27 protein-coding genes are annotated in these 20,459 nt (G+C 59.9%); 21 read left to right on the top strand and 6 right to left on the bottom strand.

Translation table 11 applies throughout. The features are described from left to right. Nucleotides 1-40 precede the first annotated feature (40 nt). The 9 genes from OH705_RS25520 (at nt 41) to OH705_RS25480 (ending at nt 5,988) form a co-directional block, all read left to right on the top strand. Nucleotides 41-478 carry a HeH/LEM domain-containing protein gene (locus OH705_RS25520; RefSeq protein ID WP_023628589.1) on the top strand — a complete coding sequence of 146 codons (438 nt, stop codon included), beginning with the start codon at nt 41-43 and terminating at the stop codon, nt 476-478. A 3-nt stretch (nt 479-481) separates the two neighbouring features. Continuing rightward, nucleotides 482-859, top strand: a complete 378-nt coding sequence (locus tag OH705_RS25515) for a hypothetical protein (protein ID WP_023628588.1) — start codon at nt 482-484, stop codon at nt 857-859. 3 nt (nt 860-862) lie between these two features. Further along, entirely contained in the window at nt 863-1,255 is a 393-nt protein-coding gene (locus OH705_RS25510; RefSeq protein WP_267303252.1) for a hypothetical protein, read from the top strand. A 1-nt stretch (nt 1,256) separates the two neighbouring features. After that, the gene (locus tag OH705_RS25505; RefSeq protein ID WP_023628586.1) at nt 1,257-1,931 is read left to right on the top strand and encodes a hypothetical protein; all 675 of its coding nucleotides are present in this window, start codon (nt 1,257-1,259) and stop codon (nt 1,929-1,931) included. Beyond that, nucleotides 1,928-2,356 (top strand): phage tail terminator-like protein, encoded by a 429-nt coding sequence (locus OH705_RS25500; RefSeq protein WP_023628585.1) that lies wholly within the window; start codon nt 1,928-1,930, stop codon nt 2,354-2,356. Before OH705_RS25505 ends, OH705_RS25500 begins: the two co-directional genes overlap by 4 nt. A gap of 36 nt (nt 2,357-2,392) precedes the next feature. After that, complete coding sequence (locus OH705_RS25495) at nt 2,393-3,046, top strand: phage tail protein (protein WP_267303251.1); 654 nt, start codon at nt 2,393-2,395, stop codon at nt 3,044-3,046. A 9-nt stretch (nt 3,047-3,055) separates the two neighbouring features. After that, nucleotides 3,056-3,439 carry a phage tail assembly chaperone gene (locus OH705_RS25490; protein ID WP_267303250.1) on the top strand — a complete coding sequence of 128 codons (384 nt, stop codon included), beginning with the start codon at nt 3,056-3,058 and terminating at the stop codon, nt 3,437-3,439. Then, the gene (locus OH705_RS25485; protein ID WP_416383593.1) at nt 3,436-3,753 is read left to right on the top strand and encodes a DUF1799 domain-containing protein; all 318 of its coding nucleotides are present in this window, start codon (nt 3,436-3,438) and stop codon (nt 3,751-3,753) included. Before OH705_RS25490 ends, OH705_RS25485 begins: the two co-directional genes overlap by 4 nt. A 1,941-nt stretch (nt 3,754-5,694) precedes the next feature. Further along, on the top strand, nt 5,695-5,988 hold the full coding sequence (locus OH705_RS25480) for a hypothetical protein (RefSeq protein WP_267303249.1): 294 nt from the start codon (nt 5,695-5,697) through the stop codon (nt 5,986-5,988). A gap of 59 nt (nt 5,989-6,047) precedes the next feature. On the opposite strand, the gene OH705_RS25475 is transcribed toward OH705_RS25480, so the two are convergent. Continuing rightward, a complete protein-coding gene (locus OH705_RS25475; protein WP_267303248.1) occupies nt 6,048-6,602 on the bottom strand; it encodes an AAA family ATPase in 555 nt (184 codons plus the stop codon). A 172-nt stretch (nt 6,603-6,774) separates the two neighbouring features. Between OH705_RS25475 and OH705_RS25470 the strand changes: the two genes are divergently transcribed. Continuing rightward, the gene (locus OH705_RS25470) at nt 6,775-7,059 is read left to right on the top strand and encodes a DUF6555 family protein (RefSeq protein ID WP_023628576.1); all 285 of its coding nucleotides are present in this window, start codon (nt 6,775-6,777) and stop codon (nt 7,057-7,059) included. A 216-nt stretch (nt 7,060-7,275) separates the two neighbouring features. Here OH705_RS25470 and OH705_RS25465 read toward each other — a convergent pair whose 3' ends face one another. From OH705_RS25465 to OH705_RS25455, 3 genes are all read right to left on the bottom strand, one after another. Beyond that, on the bottom strand, nt 7,276-7,506 hold the full coding sequence (locus tag OH705_RS25465; RefSeq protein WP_267303247.1) for a hypothetical protein: 231 nt from the start codon (nt 7,504-7,506) through the stop codon (nt 7,276-7,278). A gap of 132 nt (nt 7,507-7,638) precedes the next feature. Beyond that, complete coding sequence (locus tag OH705_RS25460) at nt 7,639-7,833, bottom strand: hypothetical protein (RefSeq protein ID WP_267303246.1); 195 nt, start codon at nt 7,831-7,833, stop codon at nt 7,639-7,641. A gap of 112 nt (nt 7,834-7,945) precedes the next feature. After that, nucleotides 7,946-8,383: an Arc family DNA-binding protein gene (locus OH705_RS25455; RefSeq protein ID WP_267303245.1), complete on the bottom strand. Its 438-nt coding sequence runs from the start codon at nt 8,381-8,383 to the stop codon at nt 7,946-7,948. 259 nt (nt 8,384-8,642) lie between these two features. Here OH705_RS25455 and OH705_RS25450 point away from each other — a divergent pair, with 259 nt between their 5' ends. The 4 genes from OH705_RS25450 (at nt 8,643) to OH705_RS25435 (ending at nt 14,532) form a co-directional block, all read left to right on the top strand. After that, entirely contained in the window at nt 8,643-9,692 is a 1,050-nt protein-coding gene (locus OH705_RS25450) for a Bro-N domain-containing protein (protein WP_267303244.1), read from the top strand. Then, nucleotides 9,689-10,495: a KilA-N domain-containing protein gene (locus OH705_RS25445; RefSeq protein WP_267303243.1), complete on the top strand. Its 807-nt coding sequence runs from the start codon at nt 9,689-9,691 to the stop codon at nt 10,493-10,495. Before OH705_RS25450 ends, OH705_RS25445 begins: the two co-directional genes overlap by 4 nt. 127 nt (nt 10,496-10,622) lie before the next feature. Continuing rightward, nucleotides 10,623-11,057, top strand: coding sequence for a superinfection immunity protein (locus OH705_RS25440; RefSeq protein ID WP_267303242.1), 435 nt, complete (start codon nt 10,623-10,625; stop codon nt 11,055-11,057). 61 nt (nt 11,058-11,118) lie between these two features. Continuing rightward, on the top strand, nt 11,119-14,532 hold the full coding sequence (locus tag OH705_RS25435; RefSeq protein ID WP_267303241.1) for a phage tail tape measure protein: 3,414 nt from the start codon (nt 11,119-11,121) through the stop codon (nt 14,530-14,532). Nucleotides 14,533-14,534: 2 nt separating this feature from the next. On the opposite strand, the gene OH705_RS25430 is transcribed toward OH705_RS25435, so the two are convergent. Continuing rightward, nucleotides 14,535-14,747 (bottom strand): hypothetical protein, encoded by a 213-nt coding sequence (locus OH705_RS25430; RefSeq protein ID WP_267303240.1) that lies wholly within the window; start codon nt 14,745-14,747, stop codon nt 14,535-14,537. A gap of 48 nt (nt 14,748-14,795) precedes the next feature. Here OH705_RS25430 and OH705_RS25425 point away from each other — a divergent pair, with 48 nt between their 5' ends. Genes OH705_RS25425 through OH705_RS25415 form a run of 3 tightly spaced genes read left to right on the top strand, consistent with a single transcriptional unit; the run spans nt 14,796 to nt 16,651 of the window. Continuing rightward, nucleotides 14,796-15,134, top strand: coding sequence for a phage tail protein (locus OH705_RS25425; protein WP_267303239.1), 339 nt, complete (start codon nt 14,796-14,798; stop codon nt 15,132-15,134). Between the two features lie 9 nt (nt 15,135-15,143). Then, on the top strand, nt 15,144-15,893 hold the full coding sequence (locus tag OH705_RS25420) for a phage minor tail protein L (protein ID WP_267303238.1): 750 nt from the start codon (nt 15,144-15,146) through the stop codon (nt 15,891-15,893). A 2-nt stretch (nt 15,894-15,895) separates the two neighbouring features. Next, entirely contained in the window at nt 15,896-16,651 is a 756-nt protein-coding gene (locus OH705_RS25415; RefSeq protein WP_267303237.1) for a C40 family peptidase, read from the top strand. 25 nt (nt 16,652-16,676) lie between these two features. On the opposite strand, the gene OH705_RS25410 is transcribed toward OH705_RS25415, so the two are convergent. Next, nucleotides 16,677-17,300, bottom strand: a complete 624-nt coding sequence (locus OH705_RS25410) for a hypothetical protein (RefSeq protein ID WP_267303236.1) — start codon at nt 17,298-17,300, stop codon at nt 16,677-16,679. Nucleotides 17,301-17,438: 138 nt separating this feature from the next. On the opposite strand from OH705_RS25410, the gene OH705_RS25405 reads away from it, so the two are divergent. The 4 genes from OH705_RS25405 to OH705_RS25390 all read left to right on the top strand — a co-directional run. Further along, nucleotides 17,439-17,789 (top strand): hypothetical protein, encoded by a 351-nt coding sequence (locus tag OH705_RS25405; RefSeq protein WP_267303235.1) that lies wholly within the window; start codon nt 17,439-17,441, stop codon nt 17,787-17,789. 42 nt (nt 17,790-17,831) lie between these two features. Then, entirely contained in the window at nt 17,832-18,422 is a 591-nt protein-coding gene (locus OH705_RS25400; RefSeq protein WP_267303234.1) for a tail assembly protein, read from the top strand. Nucleotides 18,423-18,451: 29 nt separating this feature from the next. Further along, complete coding sequence (locus OH705_RS25395; protein ID WP_267303233.1) at nt 18,452-18,910, top strand: hypothetical protein; 459 nt, start codon at nt 18,452-18,454, stop codon at nt 18,908-18,910. 44 nt (nt 18,911-18,954) lie between these two features. Further along, on the top strand, nt 18,955-20,459 hold a 1,505-nt coding region (locus OH705_RS25390; protein WP_267303232.1), incomplete at its 3' end, for a host specificity protein J.

Here is a 20,459-nt window from a genome sequence, read left to right as displayed (position 1 = left end):
ATGCGGGGCGCCGGCCTGGCGCCCTGCGCAGGAGATCAGCATGAAAGTCATCTACACCAACACCCCGGGCAGCGAGCGAGGCACCTGCTATCGCCGCCTGGACCAATTCTTCGGCGTGATCGACGGCGCTACCTCGGTGTCAGTGCAGGGCGATGCCCCACACATCAGCGAGGCCTACCAGCGCCAGGGCATCAGCGTGAGTGAGATCGAGGAAGGTCTGCGCCTGGACGGGCCGACCATCTCCCAGTGGGTGGCAGAGGGTTACAAGGCGTCGGCCTATCCGCCGAACGGCTACGTCTCGGTCAGCAGCCAAGCGGAGATCGACAAGGCGATCGAGGAGGAGGGCGGCGGTGACCCCGAGACTGACCCTCACAAGATGAACGTGCCAGAACTGAAGAATTGGCTCACCGCCAAGGGCATCGACTTCGATGCAAGCGCGAAGAAGCCCGACCTGCAAGCCCTGATCCCGCAGGAATAGCCGATGACCGACTTCATCACTGTCGCTGACGTTGACGAAAAGCTTGGCCAGGGCTGGGCTGATGCCGGTGATGCGGTCCTTGCTGTGGCCATGGCCAACGCCTGGCTCACGGCCAAGATCAAGCGGCCGGTGCCCAGCCCGGTGCCTGACGCCATCGTGAGTGCCGGCGCGCAGGTGGCCAAGCTGGCTGCGGCTGGCCAGCTCTACAAGGACACCCAACGCGAGGTGCAGAGCAAGACCGTGTCGGCCCAGTCAGGTACTTCGACCAGCAAGACCTACGTTGCGGGGTCTGTCGATCGCTCGACCGGCGAGAACTTCGCTCTCGACCTCATCGCACCATGGACTCGTCGCGCCGGCACCATAATGCTCAAGAGGATCTGACCCATGGGCATGCGTGAAGAACTTCAGACCGAGCTGGCGGAAGCGTTCGATGATCCAGACGGCCTTGCCGACGCGGTGAAGCCCGTAGCCGGGAGCCGCACGGTTAAGGGCGGATATGACCCCGAGATCGGCGGCACCGTCCCGGCCTCTACCACTTACTACGCCGGTCGAGCCGTGTTCGGCAGCTACCTGGCCAAGGAAATCGATGGCACGCGCATCCAGACCGAGGACGTGAAGCTCCTGGTCCTCCAGAACGAACTGTTCGAGGTCCAGGCAGGCGCTGTAACCGATGTCCCAGCGCTGCCCAAGATCGGCGACCAGGTGAGCGGCTACCGCGCACTTAACGTGTCTCAGGACCCTGCCCAAGCGACTTGGACCGTCCAGCTGAGGAAATGATATGGCGCGCGGCTCACATATGGCCCAGCGATACGGTGGCCAGCAGGGTGTCTTCGCTGAGGCAATTCGGGCATTCGCCGAGCAGGCGGAGCAAGCCTTGGACGCCACCTTCCGCGAGATCGTGATCGAAATCGGCAGTAGCGTCATCCGCATGTCGCCGGTAGGCAATCCCGAGCTCTGGGCGGCCAACGTTGCACACCGGGCAAAGGCGACTAGGGCTGCCGATGACTACGACTTCAAGGTCGCGGTACGCAACACACTGATCAACTTGAACCAGGAAAACTTCACCAAGGCCGGCAATCTGCGCAAAGGCGTGAAGTATGCCAAGCCCCTCACCAAGACCGAGCGCGAGCAGAACTTCGCCACCAATGGCCTGGTAGCAGGCCAGGGCTATGTCGGTGGGCGGTTCCGGGGTAACTGGCAGTTCTCCATCGACTCGCCTGCGACCGAAGAGCTAGACCGTATCGACCCATCGGGCAGTGAAGCCATTACCGCGCTCATCACTCAGGTGCAGGCGCTAACCATCGGCCAGACCGCCTACATCGTGAACAACCTGGCGTACGCGGTGCCGCTGGAATACGGCCACTCAACCCAGGCCCCGGCCGGCATGGTCAGGGTTACCCTGGCCAACTTCCAACGGATCGTTGACGAAGCCATCAGGAACAACAGCGTATGAGCCATGCACGTGCCCGTCAGGCCATCGAGATCAAACTGGCGGCCTGGGCTTTTGCCCGACCCATAAGGGTGGCGAACTTCGAGCAGGCTTTCGAGCCAGGCCCCGACGAAACCTACCTGCGCGCCTTTCTGCTCCCGGCCAGCGCCACCTGCCGCTACTTGGGCGGTGAGGCCTACGAGTACGCCGGGATCTACCAGGTCAGCATCGTGTCTCCGGCCGGACAGGCGCTGGCGACTGCCGAGGCCGTGATTGACGAGCTCAGTAGTGTCTTCCGTGTCGACAGCGAGCTGAGCCGCAACGGCTTCGAAGGCTTGGTCGTCGAGCCGGTAGAGCAGGGCCCCACCATCCCCGAGCCGGCGACTTACACAGTCCCGGTCAGCTTCACCTACCGCGGCATCGCGGACCAACCGCCCGCTGGGGCATAACACCGCCGCACGGCGGGCTACCAAGAGGAAATACACATGGCCGCACGCATCCCGCTGCCGAACGGTTCTGTGCTGGAGATTGCCAGCACCCTGGGCACCGCCGTGCCTTTCACTGCTCTGACCAATACCAAGCCGCCAGTGGCGAGCGCGGTAGGTCACAGCATCGTTGCCGACGACATTCTGCTGATCAGCTCCGGCTGGGCCCTCATCAACGACCGGACCGCCAAGGCCACCAACGTCACTACCGACGCGTTCTCGCTGGCTGGTCTGGACACCACCAACACCGACCGGTACACCGCTGGTGCCGGCGTTGGCTCGGTTGTCCCGGTGTCGGGCTGGACGCAGATCTCGAAAGTGACCGGCTTCACCGTATCCGGCGGCGAGCAGCAGTTCCTCACGGTCGGATACCTCGAGAACGACGATGACCTGCAGTTCCCGACCAACCGCAACCCGATCAGTGTGTCGGTGACGGTCGAGGACCAGCCGACTGCGCTGTACGTGCCGGTGGTGGAGGGCTACGACGACTCCAAGGAACTGACGGTGATCCGCCTCAAGCTTCCCGGCGGCGGTCAGATCCTGATGCCTGGCTACGTCAGCATCACCAGCACCCCGACCATGGAGCGCAACCAGCTGATGACCCGCACCATCAGCGTCGGCCTGTCTGGCCGTCCGACCCGTTACAGCGCCTAAGGAGAGCCCATGTCGAAGATCAAGATCGCGCAGAATCCGACGTTCACCGCCGTGGTTCAGGTTCCGCGCATTGGAGGCGAGCCGGCGCCAGTGGAGTTTCAGTTCCGCTACATGGATCGCGTCACCCTGGCCAGCATGTTCGACCGCTGGAACAAAGCGCGCGACACCTGGGCAGAAAAGGCCCAGAAGGATGGTGCGAGCTGGGAGGAAGTCACCGCTGGTGAAATCACCCTGCAGGCCGAGCAGCTGGGCGAGATCATCACCGGGTGGGATCTGGAGGACGAGTTCAGCCAGGAGGCGATCGTCGAACTGGTGCGCACCTGCACCGGCGCGCCTAAGGCAGTGACCGATGCCTACCAGGCGGCCTACAACCCGGCCCGCTTGGGAAACTGAGGGCGGCGGCTCGGGCGCTGTATGAGCGCGGCCCGTCCGCCGAGCAGCTGGCGGCCATTGGCCTGACCCTGGCCGACCTCCCCGAGGAAGAGTTGGAGGTTTGGTCAGATGCCTGGCCGGCCATCCGAGTATTCGAGGCACTGGGCACACAGTGGCGCCTGGGTCAGGGCGGGCCTTCGGGTCTGGACTACACAGCCATCCCCGCGGTCGCGTCGATGCTTGGAATCAAGCGCCGGGAACTCACTGACATTTTTCCCGATCTCCGCATCATGGAACACGAAGCACTGGCCGTGATGGCTGAAGCGGCGGATTAGGGCAAAGACTGCCACGTTCATCCGCATGAAAACAGTATGAAGCAGCGCCACTTGTGTGCAAGGTGGGTATGGCGGTGAGGCGATAATCCCCATCATGGGTGGCCGACAAGGAGGTTGATCGCGTCCCGCTCAGCGGCGACTCCCAGGTCTGGAGCTCTCGTGTAGCTATATCGCGGCCTCCTTCGCTTGGGAAACCGCCTCAGCCAACGCTTCGCTATCCGTTGGGGACTGTGAGCGGGCCAGTAGGATCAGACATGCCAAGTACGTCAGTTCAATGTGAACCCCTGGGCGACCCTTGCCGTCACGGTAGGCAGTCTCCTGTGCCAACACTTCGCCTGGGGGAATGATGCTATGCCAGTTAGCCAAAGCGTCAGGTCCGTTGCGGTCTATCCTCAAAACGCCCTTAGCGACCAAGTCGGAAAACACCTTAACGAAGGTAGAACGCAGCTCATTGTGTCGCCTTCCCGGGATCGCTCGGGCAAGGTCAGAGGTGCTGGTGATAATTGTCATAATTGCCTTGTGTTCGTAGGGCGATCCATTTACCGCTGAAATGAAGTTTGAAAAGAACGAGTTCATGGGCGCCGAGCTAGATGTTCTGGCTAGGCACGCTGAGCATGAAGCTGATCTTGGTGGTTCGGTAGCTGAGGCCGCTAAGGCCGCTGGCCTGGAAGATCCTCAGGCCTCACTGAGTGTGGGTGCTTCGGAGGACCATGGAATTTGTGAAGCGTTTCTTGGATATCGTTTAAGGAAGGGGCTCACTCTAGAATTCAACTCGTGGCTGTTCACTGAGTTGCAAGTGCACCGGCTACGCTCCGTCACCCTGTCTCTTCCGACAGGTCACAGAAGAGATCCTGCCGTCCATCTGCAGGACATTTCGCTATGAAGCCAATAAGCTCAGCAACCCTATTGCTCAAGCGCTGCGCAGTGGGCTGGCAGCCATCAAAGATGATGGCCCGTACCACCGCTGGTTATCACAGCCCGAGTATTGGCCCAAGATCATCATCCGTTCTCACGGCTACGAAAGCGTTGTCTTGATAGTCGAAGGGGACCATTGCCCAAGCCTCCCCGTGCCCAAAGTCCTCCCGATGCAGATTCATGAAACGGTTGAGGTGAGCCAGTGCATTGCCGCGAGGTGGCATCCCATCATCATGAGCCCACGTCTCGATCACGATATGGCCTTGATGGCTAGGTCCCTTGACCTCCCAAAAGATACCGAAAGGCCCCGAGCAAGCGGTCAAAGTGATGGCAGGCGTGTAGCTGGCTTGTACGTTTACGGGTTGGATGGTCAAAATTCGACTCCTCATCAGTTAGTACTGTGCATGCTGTATTCGAAAGCACCATCTAGTTTCAGAAAGCAACCCCCAGATTCCCCAGCCCCTTAGTCGAAGCGATTTTGCGTTTTTTATCGCGACGACGGAGCATCACAACAGTCACACGAACTACCGGTAGCGGGAACGCAAGGACGATCAGTAGACGCCCTAAGAGGAGCAGGGAGGCGCGCCATTACGACCATTACGGGAGACAACTAGCGTTTCTTCAAAGTGACGCGAAGCACGCGAAGTAGACGTGCTCCGCGACATTGTGCCACCAACTTGGTCAATTGACCAACTTCTCGGCCCGACCTTCACTGAAAGATCTCGGCGATCAGTCGTGAACACCAAAACCATGTGGGCGGGAACCTTATCCAGAGCAACAATGCAAAAACCTCCAGAGGAGGCGCTAAAGATCCGGACTAGGCGTCCTTTGCAGAGCGGACGGCGGACAGGAACAATCCGCTTCGCTTGCATTAGCGGCCTCCAGTGGAAGCATGAGCAGCACTAGAGGAAGCCGTTCCGACTGTCGGGTTGCTGAGATTTTTTGGCGCCAAAGTCTTGTGTACGTACCTCACACCGCTATGGTGGGAGAGCACTCACGCATAGACCAAAGTCAAAGGAGGACGGCATGAAGATACGTGGGGACGTGTTTTGGAAATGGGCTGATCCCACCTTGCACCACCGGGATCACGATGAAACGCTCGACGATGGAACCTCAATAGAAGTTGAGGTACGGCTGTCGCGAACGGGTAGCACACAGTTGTTTTTCGGAGTTTATGGCCCCACCGGGCAAGCGGTGCACGAGGAAGCCTTTGATTCTCGACCTGGTGAGACTATGACTCGAGCTCTTGCCTGGGGCGTAGGTCGCGCCAGGCAGATCGCCGTTGAAGGTCCGACTAAGAAAGTCGCGGCCTGTGTTTGACAGCCGAGGGCAAGAAATTAAGCCCAGCCATGCGCTGGGCTTTTCACGTCCGAAGGTAGTCAGTAGCCAGCCGGCTGGTCAGTGAGCCCTAAAGAGGCCAACACGAAGTCAGCACGCTCGGCCACGCAAACTTTGGGCACCAGCGATACCGAATAGCCTAGAGAAGGATAAGTTGTCTGGAGCCGTTCATATTCACGCAGAGCGGCAGTCATGTCGTGGCGACGCTCATCGTCCTGCACGTAGATTTCGGGCCATGGCGGCGTCAGGAAAACGTGTGGATGGTAGCGATTCTGCTGACGTAATTTGTCGAGTAGGGGCTCATCGGTCAGCGCTTGAAGGGCCGCAGCTGCATCAACTAGACCCCGATCGAAGAACACCCAGTGAGAACCGCAGGCTGGTGCATTGGCATAGTCATCCAGAGCTACATTGATTGCGCGCCGCAAAAAGGCCTCCATGTCGAGCCATGGCAACGCTTGTCCTCCAGTATGTATTTGCTCTTGCACGACGCGCCGCCCCGGCTCTTCGATCACGGCGTATCCGCGTCGCTGAAGCTCGGAGAGAAGCGTGGATTTGCCTCCGCCTGAGCAGCCGGAAATGATGACAAAATTGCTCATTATGGATGTGCCCATCCTCTACGAATGATTGCTGTGACAGATCACGGTTTAGCACGCCAGCGTATAGCTAATCGGTGCCGCTGTTTCACCCCCCAGGGATCACCAATTCCGAATGAATTTTTTGGTTCAATTTGTACTCCATCAGCCGTGGACTGAGAAAGGAGATGGCTTGATGGCAGGGCAGCAGTTGTATGTGATCGAGTATGAGATCCGCGGTGAGTACCGCACCTTCATAATCCGACTTGAACGGATGGACAATGTTGAGGCGTGGCACTGGGCGAGCTGTGATGCTGGAGTGGGTATAATCCCGCGCTTTGGTCAGCACAAGATCAAGAAGGTCAGCCGTCCTATGGCTGAGCGTTACGGAATTACTAATGTGCGGTGGCGGGCAGCTGGTGATGGCCCGGAGTTTGTCGCACCCGCTATCGATACGAAAAAATTCAGCAGCGCTGATTGAAGTTCGGGCTGACGACGCCGGGGCGTTTCGGCGCCCTGGAAGTCACCTTTGGGTAGAGACAGTCGTCGTTTACCGTCCGCCGCTGTGGCTATTTGGCCGTTATCCCACCTGCCACAGAAGCATTATCGCGCATTCGCGAAATTGCCGCTTAGGCAAAGCTTGACAGTCCGCTTCATTGTTTGGGTCATCAGCGATGCACTGCCATGTACAGAGCTTTTAATTTGGGCCACTGTTTTTTTCACGGACCATTCTGACTGCGCTGGTGAGCTCTACCTCGGCATCGGCCGTGGAGTCATCGGCTACCCAACCCCAGGTTGGGCTCAGTGACAGCCCCGCAATTGCTTTCAGGCGCATATCGTCAGCGCTGATCCCGTATTGTTCAGATGCTGAGAGTGCGGCATACAACGCTTGTTCTAAGGCGGCGATACGCTTGGACTCGGCGCTCATGCTTCGTACTCCTTCCTTTTACGAAGCACGTTACTGCGCCCCATATCTCTGGGGACTATACGCCCTGCAGGTGGTGCGGAAGGGAAAACAAATGCCCGACGGCTGGCGCTTGGCTTCGGTCCGTGTTTGTGGTCACCCCGGGCCCCGGCGCTTCCACGCATAGTGCTCCCATAGCGCGCTGGTGTGGAAAGCCCGCATCAGATGCATGCTCCGTAGCTCTTCGATCTTGGCAATGGCCTCGGCCCGATCCCGGGCGCGGATCGCATCCACAGCTTCCGCCCAGTGCTCCAGCGCCTCGGCAAATCTCCGCTTCTCATCGTCGGGCATCTTCGCACCCTTCATGTGAGTGGTTGGGGAGGGTAAGGGTAGACCAAATGGGGGCCGGTGGCGCTTGTCGGAGAGCGGAAACGAAAAGCCCGGCGCTTGGCCGGGCTTGGGGTTACTCGTCTTTCGGGGCCTTAGAATTCATAGTTAGCTGGGCTCGCAGCTCATAATATTTCTCTGCAAGTTCGCGCTCCTGCTCCCATATCGCATCCAGCTCGGCCTTTGTAGCAGTTAGTGCGGCTTGGAGAGCGGTTTTGTCCTCGGGGCTCTCAGCGATTTCAATCTCATTCAGCAGAGTGGATCTGACTTGGAATTTTGCCAGTTTCATTTGGCCAAGAATCACCCGCTGGTGGTCCATAGCCTGTAATTCGCTCACCCCATCTTCCAGTGAGATAGCGCGAGAATGCGGCACGTACTCGTAGCTCGCCTCCAGTCGAGCGACGATCTCTGCGTTAAGGCTGCGCTTGCCCTCTGATGCGGAGGATTCCAGCTTTTCACGCAGGTCTGCCGGCATCCGCAATGAGTATGGGGGAAGGATGTGGCGGTCAGTCATGGTTTTCCAAGGCGCAATGATTTGAACAGAGATTCTGTTCGTGCATTCAAAAAGATTCAAGAATCCACTTGACGTCATCTTTCTGTGACGTCAACATGAATCCACATACCAAGGAGGAGATCATGAGAGACGCACACCAGGTCGCACCATACAGCTTGCGGATTGCGGATGAGCTCAAAGAAAAGGCAAAGCGGGAGGCTGGAGCAAATCGCCGAAGTCTCAATGCTGAGCTGGGCTTGTTGATAGAGGAGGGGCTGAGGTGGCGAGAAATGCAGAGCAAGCAGGCAGCAGCCTGAAACGAAGAAGCCCCGACGAGGTGAGAGTCGTCAGGGCTTCGGTAAACGAGATCAACTTCGGAGAAGAAATCGTCATGGCGAATAATAGCACAAACGTGGTCCCGTTCAATTTCGGCAAGCATCAGGTTCGCACGCTACTGATCGCCGGCGAGCCTTGGTTTGCCGCGCAGGATGTTCTCGACTCCTTGGAGTATGCAGAAACCTACAAGCCTTCTCGTGCTATGTCGCACGTACCTGATGCCTGGAAGGGTGTTCATCGGTTGCACACCCCTGGCGGCACTCAGCAAACACTGATGATTTCCGAGCAAGGCCTGTATTTTGTGCTTGGGCGATCCGACAAGCCCAAAGCCCTCCCTTTCCAGATCTGGCTTGCCGGTGATGTGCTGCCAGCTATCCGTAAGACTGGCCGCTACGAAGACGCCCAGGCCAAGATGCCAACCCTCATTGACGAGCTGATCGGCATGAGCGAACTGAGCGTCATTAAGGGCCTCATCAGGGACAAGGGCAAAGCGATCGCCGCAGACAAGCGTCAAAGCTTCGCGCTGACCATGCATAACCGATTGCACACCCGCTTCAACGTGCCGCGCACCGAGTTGATCCCGGCTGGACAGTTCGAGGCTGCCTGTAACTTCATAGCGGCTTACAACGTGCTGGAGGGCGAGTTTATCGCCAAGGAGCCACCCCAGCTCCAGCTGCCGCTAAACATCCATTACCCAATCGAGGCCCTGGCAGCTTTGCGCGATGGCATGCTGACCGTTCGCAACGAAAAGCAGGCATGGCTGAACGTGATACTCGACGACATCCGCGATACGCGTGACGGCACCACGCCTCTTGAGAGCCTGTTGTGGGATCTGGAGAAGGCAGGCTTCGACATCCGTGGCGCCTGGTGGGAGTTTCGCACCTACCGCAACAAGCTGCGGGAGATCACCTCGTTTGTGAAAGGCCTGGGCCGGGTGATGGAAGAGCCTCAGCGTTACGCGGTGGATGCGCCGAAAGGGAGGGCTGCAGCATGAGCGCGCTGATGATCGCGGGTATCGAGATTCACCAAGACTATGATGGCCGATTCAGCCTGAACGACTTCCATCGGGCGGCCGGCGGCGAGAATCGGCACAAGCCATCGCTGTGGACCGAGAACCAGCAGGCTCAAGAGCTGATTGAGGAAATTGGCAAAGCAGGAATTCCTGCTTTGAGGATTGTCCGGGGCGGGCGGTCGCCAGGAACGTATGCTTGCAAGGAGCTGGTTTACGCCTACGCAATGTGGGTCAGCCCAACATTCAGCCTGCGCGTGATTCGCACATTCGACTCTGTTGCCGCCAATGATGCCGAGATTCCTCAGGAGCGGCGCCTTCCGGTCGCTGCTGACAACTTTGACGCCGCCAAGCGTATCGCCGAGAGCCTGGGCCTTGAGGGCAACCAGGCAATTCTGAGCGCCAACAGCATGGTGCGCGCCGCTATTGGGGTGGACCTGATGGAAATGGCCGGTGTGAAGCGCCTGGTCAACGAAACCCAGGAACTGAACTACACCCCGACCGAACTTGGCGCGAAGTTCGGCATGAGCGCTGCCAGCATGAACAAGCTGCTGGCGCAGTGTGGGTTGCAGTATCATGTGATCTACAAGCCCGGAAAGAAACGCTGGGAGGTCACGCCGGATGGCAAGGAGCACGCCGTCATCACCGACACTGGCAAGAAGCACAGCGACGGCAAGCCTGTGCAGCAGATCCTCTGGAAGGAGTCAGTGGCAAAGCCGCTGAAGCGCTTGGCCGAGAAGCTCCAGGCTGAAATGCCAGAGGTCGTGGCGCACGGTCTCTCGCGGTAATCATTCGATCAAAGCCGAACCCCGCCAGCGCGGGGTTTTGGTGCTGGCTTGTCCTAGGTCATGCGGATGGTGATAGCATCCTGTCATTAGCCATGGATAGGCCATGGTCAGCGTATAAGGGGTTCGAATGTTTGTCGTCCGACTACTCGTTCTGGGCTTTCTAGCCTTCTATAGCTACGCAATGGGAACGGAGCGTGGAGGATTGAATGCTTTTGGTACTCTCGTGGCGTTCAGTGGAGCGGTGTTCATACCCGCTTTCTATATGCTTCCGACGATCGAGGCCTGGCTGCGCAAAAGCAACAATCTACCAGCCATCGCTGCATTAAATTTCTTTTTGGGATGGAGCTTGCTCGGCTGGGTAGCTGCTCTGGTATGGGCGTTCAAGAGACCCACTCCTTTAGAGCGTGCTGAAGCTTCAGGTTTTCCTCGGTCAGAATCTGTAACGGCTTCAGAGAGCTTGAGCGGGACGAAACCTAAAAAAGATTGCCCGCTCTGCGGCGAAGAAATCTTGGCAGTTGCCATCAAATGCAAGCACTGCGGCAGCGACCTCCAGACGGGGTAGCAGAGTGCAGCATGAATAATTAAACCGCCTTCGGGCGGTTTTTTGTTGCCCGGAGAAAAACATGACCACCATCGCCTCCCTTGGCCTACAGATCGACTCCGGCGATGCCGTTGAGGCGAAAGACAACCTCGATCAGCTAACGGACGCCGGCAAGCGCAGCGAGGAGTCAGCTGGACGAACTGGGCGCGCCTGGGAGGCAGCGCTCGGCAGTCTGCAGGGTGACACCCGGCAGATCGTTCAGGAGCTGCAGGCTCTTAACGCCAAGCAGACCGAACTGGCGCAGCAGATGGCCACCGTGGGGCGCGCTGTCACCAGCGCCTCCACGGCGTTCAGCAGTGCCGCAGCGAACATGGGGTCGTTCCGGACCGAGGCCGCGCAGGCGGGCAAGGTGCAGGAGGCGCTCACCAGTGCAACGGATGCCGGCGCCCAGGCTGGTCGGCGCGCCGCCGAGTCTGCCGATGAGCAGCAGGCTAGGATTTTATCCGTGGCCAAGGCCTCGCTGGAGGCCAGCCAATACGTCCAGTCACTTAACCGGGCGACCGAGCAAAGCGCCGAAGTCACCGCCAAGGCGAATGCTGTGCTGTCGGACAGTGCCAGCCGTCAGGCAGCCATCAACAGCCGGTCCCAGGCCCTCATCGCCACGGAGGAGCGCCAGGCGGAGGCGGCGAAGAAGGCCGCTGGCGCGCATCGGGAAGAAGGCCAGGCGCTTGAGGAACTGCTCGGCAAGATCGACCCGACCGTGGCTGCCATGAGCCGGCTGGACCAGATGGAGCAGAAGCTGAAGGGCTTCCGCACCAGTGGTGCGCTTGATGCGGAGACGTTCGGCGAGTACCAGGCGAAGATCGATCAGGCGCGCACAGCCTTGGGCGGCGCTGATGCTGCACTGAACAGAACCGGCATGACGGCCAAGCAGACCGCTGCAGCACTGCGCATGGTCCCGATGCAGTTCAGTGACATCGTGGTGTCATTGCAGGCCGGCCAGGCGCCCATGCAGGTTTTGCTTCAGCAGGGTAGCCAATTGCGGGACAGCTTTGGCGGCATTGGTCCCGCCGTTAAAGCTCTCGGCGGCTATGTCTTGGGATTGGTGAACCCGTTCACCGTAGCAGCAGCAGCGGCTGGTGCACTGGGATACGCTTATTACTCGGGGAGTGAGGAGGCTGTCAGGTTCCAGAAAGCGCTGATCACGACCGGTAATGCCGCTGGCACAACCTCCGACCGGCTTTCCGGCATGGCACGCGAGGTTGCGGCGACTGTTGGAACCACTGCTGCTGCGTCCGAAGTGCTTACCAAGCTGGCGGACAGCGGCAAAGTCGCTTCCGAGAGTTTCGTCGGGATCACAGAGGCCGCTCTCGAGTGGCGTTCGGCGACTGGTCGGGCGGTCGAGGAAACCGTCGCTGAGTTCGTCAAAATCGGCAAGGACCCAGTGGCCGCCGCGAAGGATCTAAACGACCAATACAGCTTCCTGACTGCGGCGACTTACTCGCAGATCCTGGCATTGAAAGAGCAAGGCGACACCATTGGGGCAGCCAAGCTGCTGACCGACACCTACGTCGACACCATCAAGAACCGCAGCAAAGAGGTCACAGAGAGCCTGTCTCTGTGGGAGCGCGGGTGGAAGTCGCTGAAAGGCGAGGTCGCCGCAACTGTCGACGCGCTCAGAGATGTTGGCCGGGATCAGGACATCGCGAGTCGGATCGTCGACATGCAGCGACGGGTCGCTGCAGCGCAGAGCGCTGTGAATGCCGACGCTGACGATACCGATGCCCAGAAGAAACTCACTAACGCCAGCCTTGAGCTGAAAGGGCTGATTCAGCAGCGGGACACCCTGGATGCGATTGCGAAGGCCCGTGAGCTGGACGTCAGGCAACAGAGGGCGGCAACACTTGCCATGGACAAGGTCGATGCTAGGGAGAAGTCCTCCAGAACCAACGCTGAGAAGCGCGCCGATGCCCTCAAGGAGTACAGGAAAGAACTCGACGACATCCGCAAAAAACATCCTGACGATGAAAGGCTCGCACCTGACCGGATCGCTAGGACGGAAGCGAACATTGCCAAGCAGTTCAAGGACCCTGCCGGCCGAACAGCATCGCTCGACCTTTCCGGGTTCAACGACCAGAAAAACGCGCTGAGCGCCATCCTGGCTGAGTACAAGAACCACCAGAAGGAGCTGGATGCGGCGCAGAAGGCCGGGATCATCTCGCAGGAGTCGTACGCCTCTCAGCGCGCCGCGATCATCGAGCAGCAGAAGGCCGAGATCACCAACGCCTACGAATCTGAAATCAAGGCCCTGGAGAACGCCAAAGGTCGGAGCAGCACCAACGCTCAGCAGCGCATTCAGCTTGACCAGAAGATCGCCGATGCCCGGGCCGCCATGGTCAAGGCGCAGAAGGATGCGGATTCGGAATTAGCCGTGCTCGCCACCAATGAGCAGGGCCGCCTGGCCAAGCAGGCGAGGGCGGTGCAGACCTATACCGATGCCCTTGATCAGCAGGTCAAGGCCCTGAGGCTTCAAGGGCAGCGAGCTGCCGATGGCCTGGGCCTTGGCGACCGCCAGCGCGCCTTGCAGGACCAGCAGAACGGCATCACCGACCGCATGAACCAGCAGCGCCTGGACCTGGCCAACCAGTACGGCGACGGCTCACGCGGAATGAGCCTCGACGAGTACAACCAGAAGCTGGCAGCCCTGAAGAAGACTGAGCGGGAACTACAGGAAACTACAGTCGCCAACTACGACGCCATGACGGCGGCGCAGGGTGACTGGCGCAACGGGGCATCGTCTGCGTTCAGCAGTTACCTGGAACAGGCCCGAGATGTCGCCGGCCAAACCCGCACGCTGTTCAGCAACGCTTTCTCCAGCATGGAGGACGCGGTGGCGAACTTCGCCATCACCGGCAAGCTGTCGTTCTCCGACTTCACCAAGTCGGTGCTGGCGGACATGGCCAGGATTGCGACGAGGCAGGCGATCACCGGCATTGCCGGCAGCCTGTTTGGGTCGGCCATTGGCGGGTTCTTCGGCGGTGGGGCTTCGGCGGTGGGTGAGGGGACCATGACCGGATTCAGCGAGGGCTCCTTTGTGCCCAATGCCAAGGGCGGGGTGTACGACTCGCCGAGCCTGTCGCACTTCAGCAACCAGGTGCACAGCACGCCTCAGTTCTTCGCGTTCGCGAAGGGGGCAGGCGTGTTCGGTGAAGCGGGGCCGGAGGCGATCATGCCGCTGACCCGGGCGCCGGATGGAAACCTTGGGGTGCGCGCCCTGGGAAGAGCTGGTGGCGACTCAGCGGCCGCTGTAGCGGCGCCGGTCAGCGTATCGATCACGATCAACAGTGACGGATCTACTCAGGTCGAATCGAAGGCGCCGATGATGGACCAGTTTGGCAAGGAGATCGGCGCACTCGTAGAGGCAAAGTACCGGAAGCTCTTGAGCATGGACCTGCGTCCTGATGGCGCCATTGGCAGGACCATGCAGCGTCGATAATGTCAGAGTGCGGCCAGCACCTTTTCCGTTGCCAGCTTTTCCACCTCTTTGAAGGTCAAGAGCTCAGCGCCTTCATGGGGGAAAGTGAGGCCGATTCGGCCGCCTATCTGACCGTGGCTGCGGTCGAAGTTCACATCAAGCTCCGCTCCAATCTTGGTCGGTTCGTTCGGTGAATCGACGTCGTAGAGGCTGAAGCTCTTAAGCGTCAGTTTCATGTAGCACCTCATTCCTTGGCTGAAAGTCAGAATCTTACCGAGATCTCTATGTCGATTGAAACCTTTCGCTGGGCTACTGAACGCGGCGAGACCCCCGATATCCAGTACCGGGTGCGGGAGTCTCGCTTCGGCGGTGGATACCGCCAGGTCGTTGGCGACGGCCCGAACAACAAGGAAGACAGCTACCCGGTGACCATCACTGGCAGGAAGTCGCGGGTGCTGGAGGTCATGGCCTTCTTCGACCGGCACGCCGGCGCGAAGGCGTTCCTCTGGAGCACCCCGCTCGGCGAGCTTGGCCTGTTCACCTGCGTCGATCCCAAGCCGACCCCGATGGGCGGCGAGCAGTTCAAGGTCACCGCCACCTTCCAGCGGGCCTTCCACCCGTAAGGAATCACCATGACCCTGATCAAAGACATCCAGCTGCTCCAGCCGGGCAGCGAGGTGCTGCTGTTCGAGCTCGACGGCTCGGACTGGGGCGCCGACATCCTGCGCTTCCACGGGCACGCGATCCCACACTCGCCCGCAGAGCTGGCAGCGGCCGGCGTGGATGCCGACCAGCTGTCGGCCAAGTCGATCTGGTGGCAGGGCAACGAGTACGACGCCTGGCCGATGCAGATCGAGGGCATCGAGGCGAACTCGGACGGTACCGCAGTGCGGCCGACGATCTCGGTCGGCAACGTCAATGGCCGGATCACCGCCCTCTGCCTGGCCTTCGACAACCTGCTCGAGTTCAAGCTGACGATCCGGCAGACCCTGAAGCGGTACCTGGACCCGGTGAACTTCCCCGCCGGCAACCCTGAGGCTGATCCTACCCAGGAGAGCACAGAGGTCTGGTACATCGACCAGAAGGTGTCGGAGAACGGCGCGACGGTGTCGTGGGAGCTGGCCAGCCCGGGCGACGTCGGCGGCGAGAGTATCGGCCGCCAGATGACCCAGTTGTGCCATTGGGCCATGACAGGCGGTTATAGGGGCGGGAATTGCCAGTACATGGGGCCGTACTTCGACTTCGACGGCAACCCCACGGACGACCCCGCAAAGGACCAGTGCAACGGCTGCCTGGATACCGGGTGTGTTGCGCGCTTTGGCCAGGGCAACCAGCTGCCTTTCGGCGGCTTCCCAGCCGTCTCCCTGATCGCCAGGAGCTGATCATGCTGAAACATATCCTCGCCGCCGTGCAGCAGCACGCCGCGGCGGAGTACCCACGCGAGTGTTGCGGGCTGATATTGGCCGTGGGCCGCAAGCAGGTGTACTTCCCCTGCATCAACGTGGCCACCGAACCGACCGAGGAATTCCGCATCGCGCCGGAGCAGTACGCCGAGGCGGAAGACAAGGGCCAGGTGATCGGCATCGTGCACTCGCACCCGGACGCCACCAGCAGGCCTTCGCCGCGTGACCTGGCCATGTGTGAAGCCACCGGACTGCCATGGCACATCCTGTCCTGGCCGGAGGGTGACCTGCGCACGATCACGCCGACCGGCGAAACGCCGCTGCTGGGCCGGCCCTTCGTGCACGGTGCCTGGGACTGCTGGCAGGTCTGCGCCGATTGGTACCAGCGCGAGTGGGGGCTGGAGTTCCCGGCCTACACCCGCGAGGACGGCTGGTGGGAGCAGGCCGCCGGCCCAAGCTTGTACGAACAGGCCTACGAGGCTGCCGGGTTCTACCAGGTCGACCGGCCAGAGCGCGGCGACATGATCGTCATGGCCGTTGGCCGGACGGTGCACCCGAACCATGCTGGCATCTACCTCGGCGGCGATCCCAAGATGCCCGGCGAGCAAGCAGACCTGTACGGCCCCGGCCCGTTCCTGCTACACCACCTGTACGGCAGGCCGTCCGAGATCATCATCTACGGCGGCCCATGGCATGACCGGGGCCGCCTGGTGCTGCGTCATCGCGATGCGAGGTGACATTGCTGCTTCATGTGCGCATTCTTCAATGTGGCAAATCGATGCCCAGCGGCCCTAGATGAGAAAATTGACATCCGGCTTGGGTCAGAGTGATGACATTTGCGTCACCTCCTATGAGAACCCGATCGCCTTTGGGCTTCAAGCATTCAAGCTCGGCCTGCCTACGCATAATCTCTTTGCTAGACGCTGGAAAATTTCTGTACTCCACGCCTTCTAGCTGGTCTGGCGTGATTGCAGGTTTCATTGCTAGGCCGTGGGCTAGCCGGGATGAAACGAAACCACTCTCAGATCGGTAGACATAACTATGAATAAGGCCAGTATCGTTGGACAGCCCGAACAGGTAGACCGTTGCTGTGTAATTCGCGAAGGCGGGGGTCTCGCGCTGCATTTCGCTCCAGATGGATTGAAGTCGCTTGGTGGCTTGATGGTTGAGAGAATCTACATCAAAGGCACGACTCTCTTTATTCATGAACGAGATCCAGCGAGTGAAAAGTTCTGCGGCGCCGGTTCCCGCGCAGATTAGTCTGAGCTTTTCAATGTAAATAGCCTTGTTCGCAAACCCGAGCAATTCTTCCGTCTTTGTAGCTATCAGGGTGTCAGTTACGACAGTGGCTTCGTTGTCATCCGTATAGAAAAGCAATGAAGTCATAGTGGCTCCAAGCCGAGCGGTTCATTCAAGGCACAACGCTACTACGCCAAGGCCTTGGCCCGGTACTGGCTTTCCATCCAGACTGGATGCCTGGCCAGATGGGCTGATACATTCGGTCATTTCAATGGAGGGAATGGCATGCGTTTCAAGCTCGCGATGTTGGGTCTTGCGCTGCTTGCTGGATGCGCTTCGATGAACGAAAAGCGTGCTAACGGTCCGGCTTTTTCTGCCAGCACCCCGAAATCTGTTGAGCAGGTTTCTGAGTGCGTCCTGTTCGCTTGGCAGAACCAATCGCTTGCTGGCGCTCACTATGGTGCCGCAATCCAGCCTTTAGCCGGTGGCGGGAGGACAGTCATCAGCGCAGGCGAGATTGAGTTCGCCGACTTCAATGCGGCAGCGGGGGCAACAAAAGTCAGCTTGTACTTTCAGTCAGGTTTGATGGAATGGCGGAAGAACCGAAGAATTGAGGCAGTGAAAGGCTGCCTATAACCAAACCGCCTCAGGGCGGTTTTTTATTGCCAGGAGAAAATCATGGCTGGGTTGTCAATCATGCATGCCCCAATGACCATCATCAAACTTTCGGGCTCCCTAGCACAGAAATTTGGCCGCACTCATCACCGGCAACTTGAGAGCCGTGACACATGGGAGGCGTTCAGCGCATTGAAGGCCACGTTACCTGGCTTTGAAGACGAGATACGTCGTCTCGACGGGATGGGCCTGCGCTTCGCGGTCTTCCGGAACCGGCAGAATGTCGGTCTAGAGGACTTCGAGCGCGGCGGTGTCCGCGAGCTGCGGATCGTGCCGGTGATCGGTGGAAGCAAGCGCGGCGGCCTGCTGCAGACAATCGTCGGCGTGGTCATGGTGGTTGCCGGCGCTGTCACCGGCCAGGCGTGGGCGATGCAGATCGGTGCGGCCATGGCGCTTGGTGGCGTCATCCAGATGCTCAGCCCGCAAGCTAAGGGGCTGTCGCAGAGCGCAGCGCCGGAGAACAGGCCGTCCTATGCCTTCGGCAGCGCGAATAACACCACGGCATCCGGCAACCCGGTGCCGATCTGCATTGGCGAGCGCCGCTGGGGTGGGGCGATTATCTCGGCGTCGATTTACGCGGAGGATAAAAGCTAGGTACTGTTGCGCTCTAAAAAGGAGGCAGTATGCGCGCGATAGTACTATCAGATGAAGGATTTCCAGCGTCCTACGTAAAGTCTGGCATAGTCAGGCTGGATTATGTCCCGCAGAAATTGGACTTTCCATTCCTGCTCTTGGCCGACATTGACCCTTTTGAAGCGCCGAAACGCTTTAAGTGGCTGGCGAGGGTAAGCAGCTGCAGTATAAAACCAGGGGTGGAGGCCGTTGAGGTTCAGCTAGATGGGTATTGGGCACTTACTGGCACTTCGCGTGAACTCCAGTCTTTGATTGAGCTGGATTATGTCGGCTCTAAGTATTACGCCACGCTTAAGGAGGAAATCTGGCAAAAAGCCGGAGCTCCTTCTCCTGAGGGCAACCCACCCAGCGAGTCGCCAGGTTTCCTGAGCCTGAAAGAGGCAACTCTCCGATTGGCCTCAAGTTATGGGGTTCCGGAATCATCAGTCAAAATATCGATTACAAACTAAATCAAGCCCGCAGATTGCGGGCTTTTTTTTGCCCGGAGGAAAGCATGGGCGCAGCACTTCAACCTGCCGTCACTGGCGCCAAGGGCGGCGAGAAGAAGCCCAAGGCGCCCTACGAGGCCCCGGACAACCTACGGTCGACCAACATCGCCAAGATTCTGCTGGCCGTTGGTGAGGGCGAGTTCGACGGTACCCCGACTGACCGCGATATCTACCTCGACAACACCCCAATCATGGACGTCAGCGGCAACGTGAACTTCCCGGGTGTGAAGTGGGAGTTTCGCCGCGGCTCAGTCGAGCAGGACTACATACAGGGCATTCCATCTATCGAGAGCGAGACATCTGTCGGCGTGGAGATGCGCAGTGATCAGCCGTGGACGCGTGCGTTGAGCAACACCAAGTTGTCGGCTGTGCGCCTGCGCTTCAGCTGGCCACGCTTGCTCCAGCAAAACCCAACCAATGGCGACACGACCGGCTACACCATCGAGTACGCGATCGACATCGCCACCGACGGCGGCGCCTTCGTCGAGGCACACCGGAACGCGGTCAGCGGCAAGACTAGCAACGGCTATCAGCGCTCTGTGCGCGTCGACCTGCCGGCGGCGACCTCGGGCTGGGTGATCCGCGCCCGGCGCCTCACGCCGAACGCCAACACCGGCACCATCGCCGACACGATGACCATCGCGGCCTACACCGAGATTATCGACCAGAAGCTGCGGTACCCGAACACCGCGCTGCTCTACATTGAGTTCGACGCCGAGCAGTTCCAGAACATCCCGTCGGTGACCGTGAAGTGCAAGGCCCGGCGCTGGCCGGTGCCGACCAACTACGACCCGATCACCCGCACCTACAGCGGCACCTGGGACGGTACCTTCAAGCAGGCCTGGACCAACAACCCGGCTTTCGTCACCTATGGCCTGTGCGTCGAAGACCGGTTCGGCCTGGGCAAGCGCATTAAGTCGTGGATGGTCGACAAGTGGGAGATGTACCGCATCGCCCAGTACTGCGACCAGCTGGTGCCGGACGGGGTAGGGAGCCAGGAGCCGCGGTTCCTGTGCGACATGAACCTGCAGGCCAAGGCGGAGGCCTGGACGCTGCTGCGCGACCTGTCGGCCATCTACCGGGGCATGGTGTACTGGGCGCAGGGCGCGCTGTTCATGCAGGCCGATATGCCCCGGGCGCAGGACTTTGACTACGTGTTCACCCGGGCGAACGTCATCGACGGCGAGTTCACCTACGGCGGCGCCGAGCGCAGCACGCACTACAGCCGTGCCCTGGTGAGCTATGACAACCCGGGGAACAACTACGACACCGACGTGATCCCGGTCACCGACCTGGCGCTGCAGCGTCGGTACCAGGATCGACCCATCGAGATCTCGGCCATCGGCTGCACCAGGGCCAGCGAGGCCCAGCGCCGCGGCAAGTGGGCGTTGCTGAGCAACAACCAGGACCGGACTGTCACGTTCAAGACTGGCATGGAAGGCCGCATCCCGCTGCCTGGCCACGTCATCCCGGTGGCGGACGAGTTGCTTTCGGGGCGGCCCAATGGTGG

The organism is Pseudomonas sp. BJa3 (assembly GCF_026343815.1).
GTDB classification, from domain to species: Bacteria; Pseudomonadota; Gammaproteobacteria; order Pseudomonadales; family Pseudomonadaceae; genus Aquipseudomonas; species Aquipseudomonas soli.
Note: the sequence above shows the minus strand (reverse complement) of the source record. Positions and strands in the feature narration are given on the sequence as shown.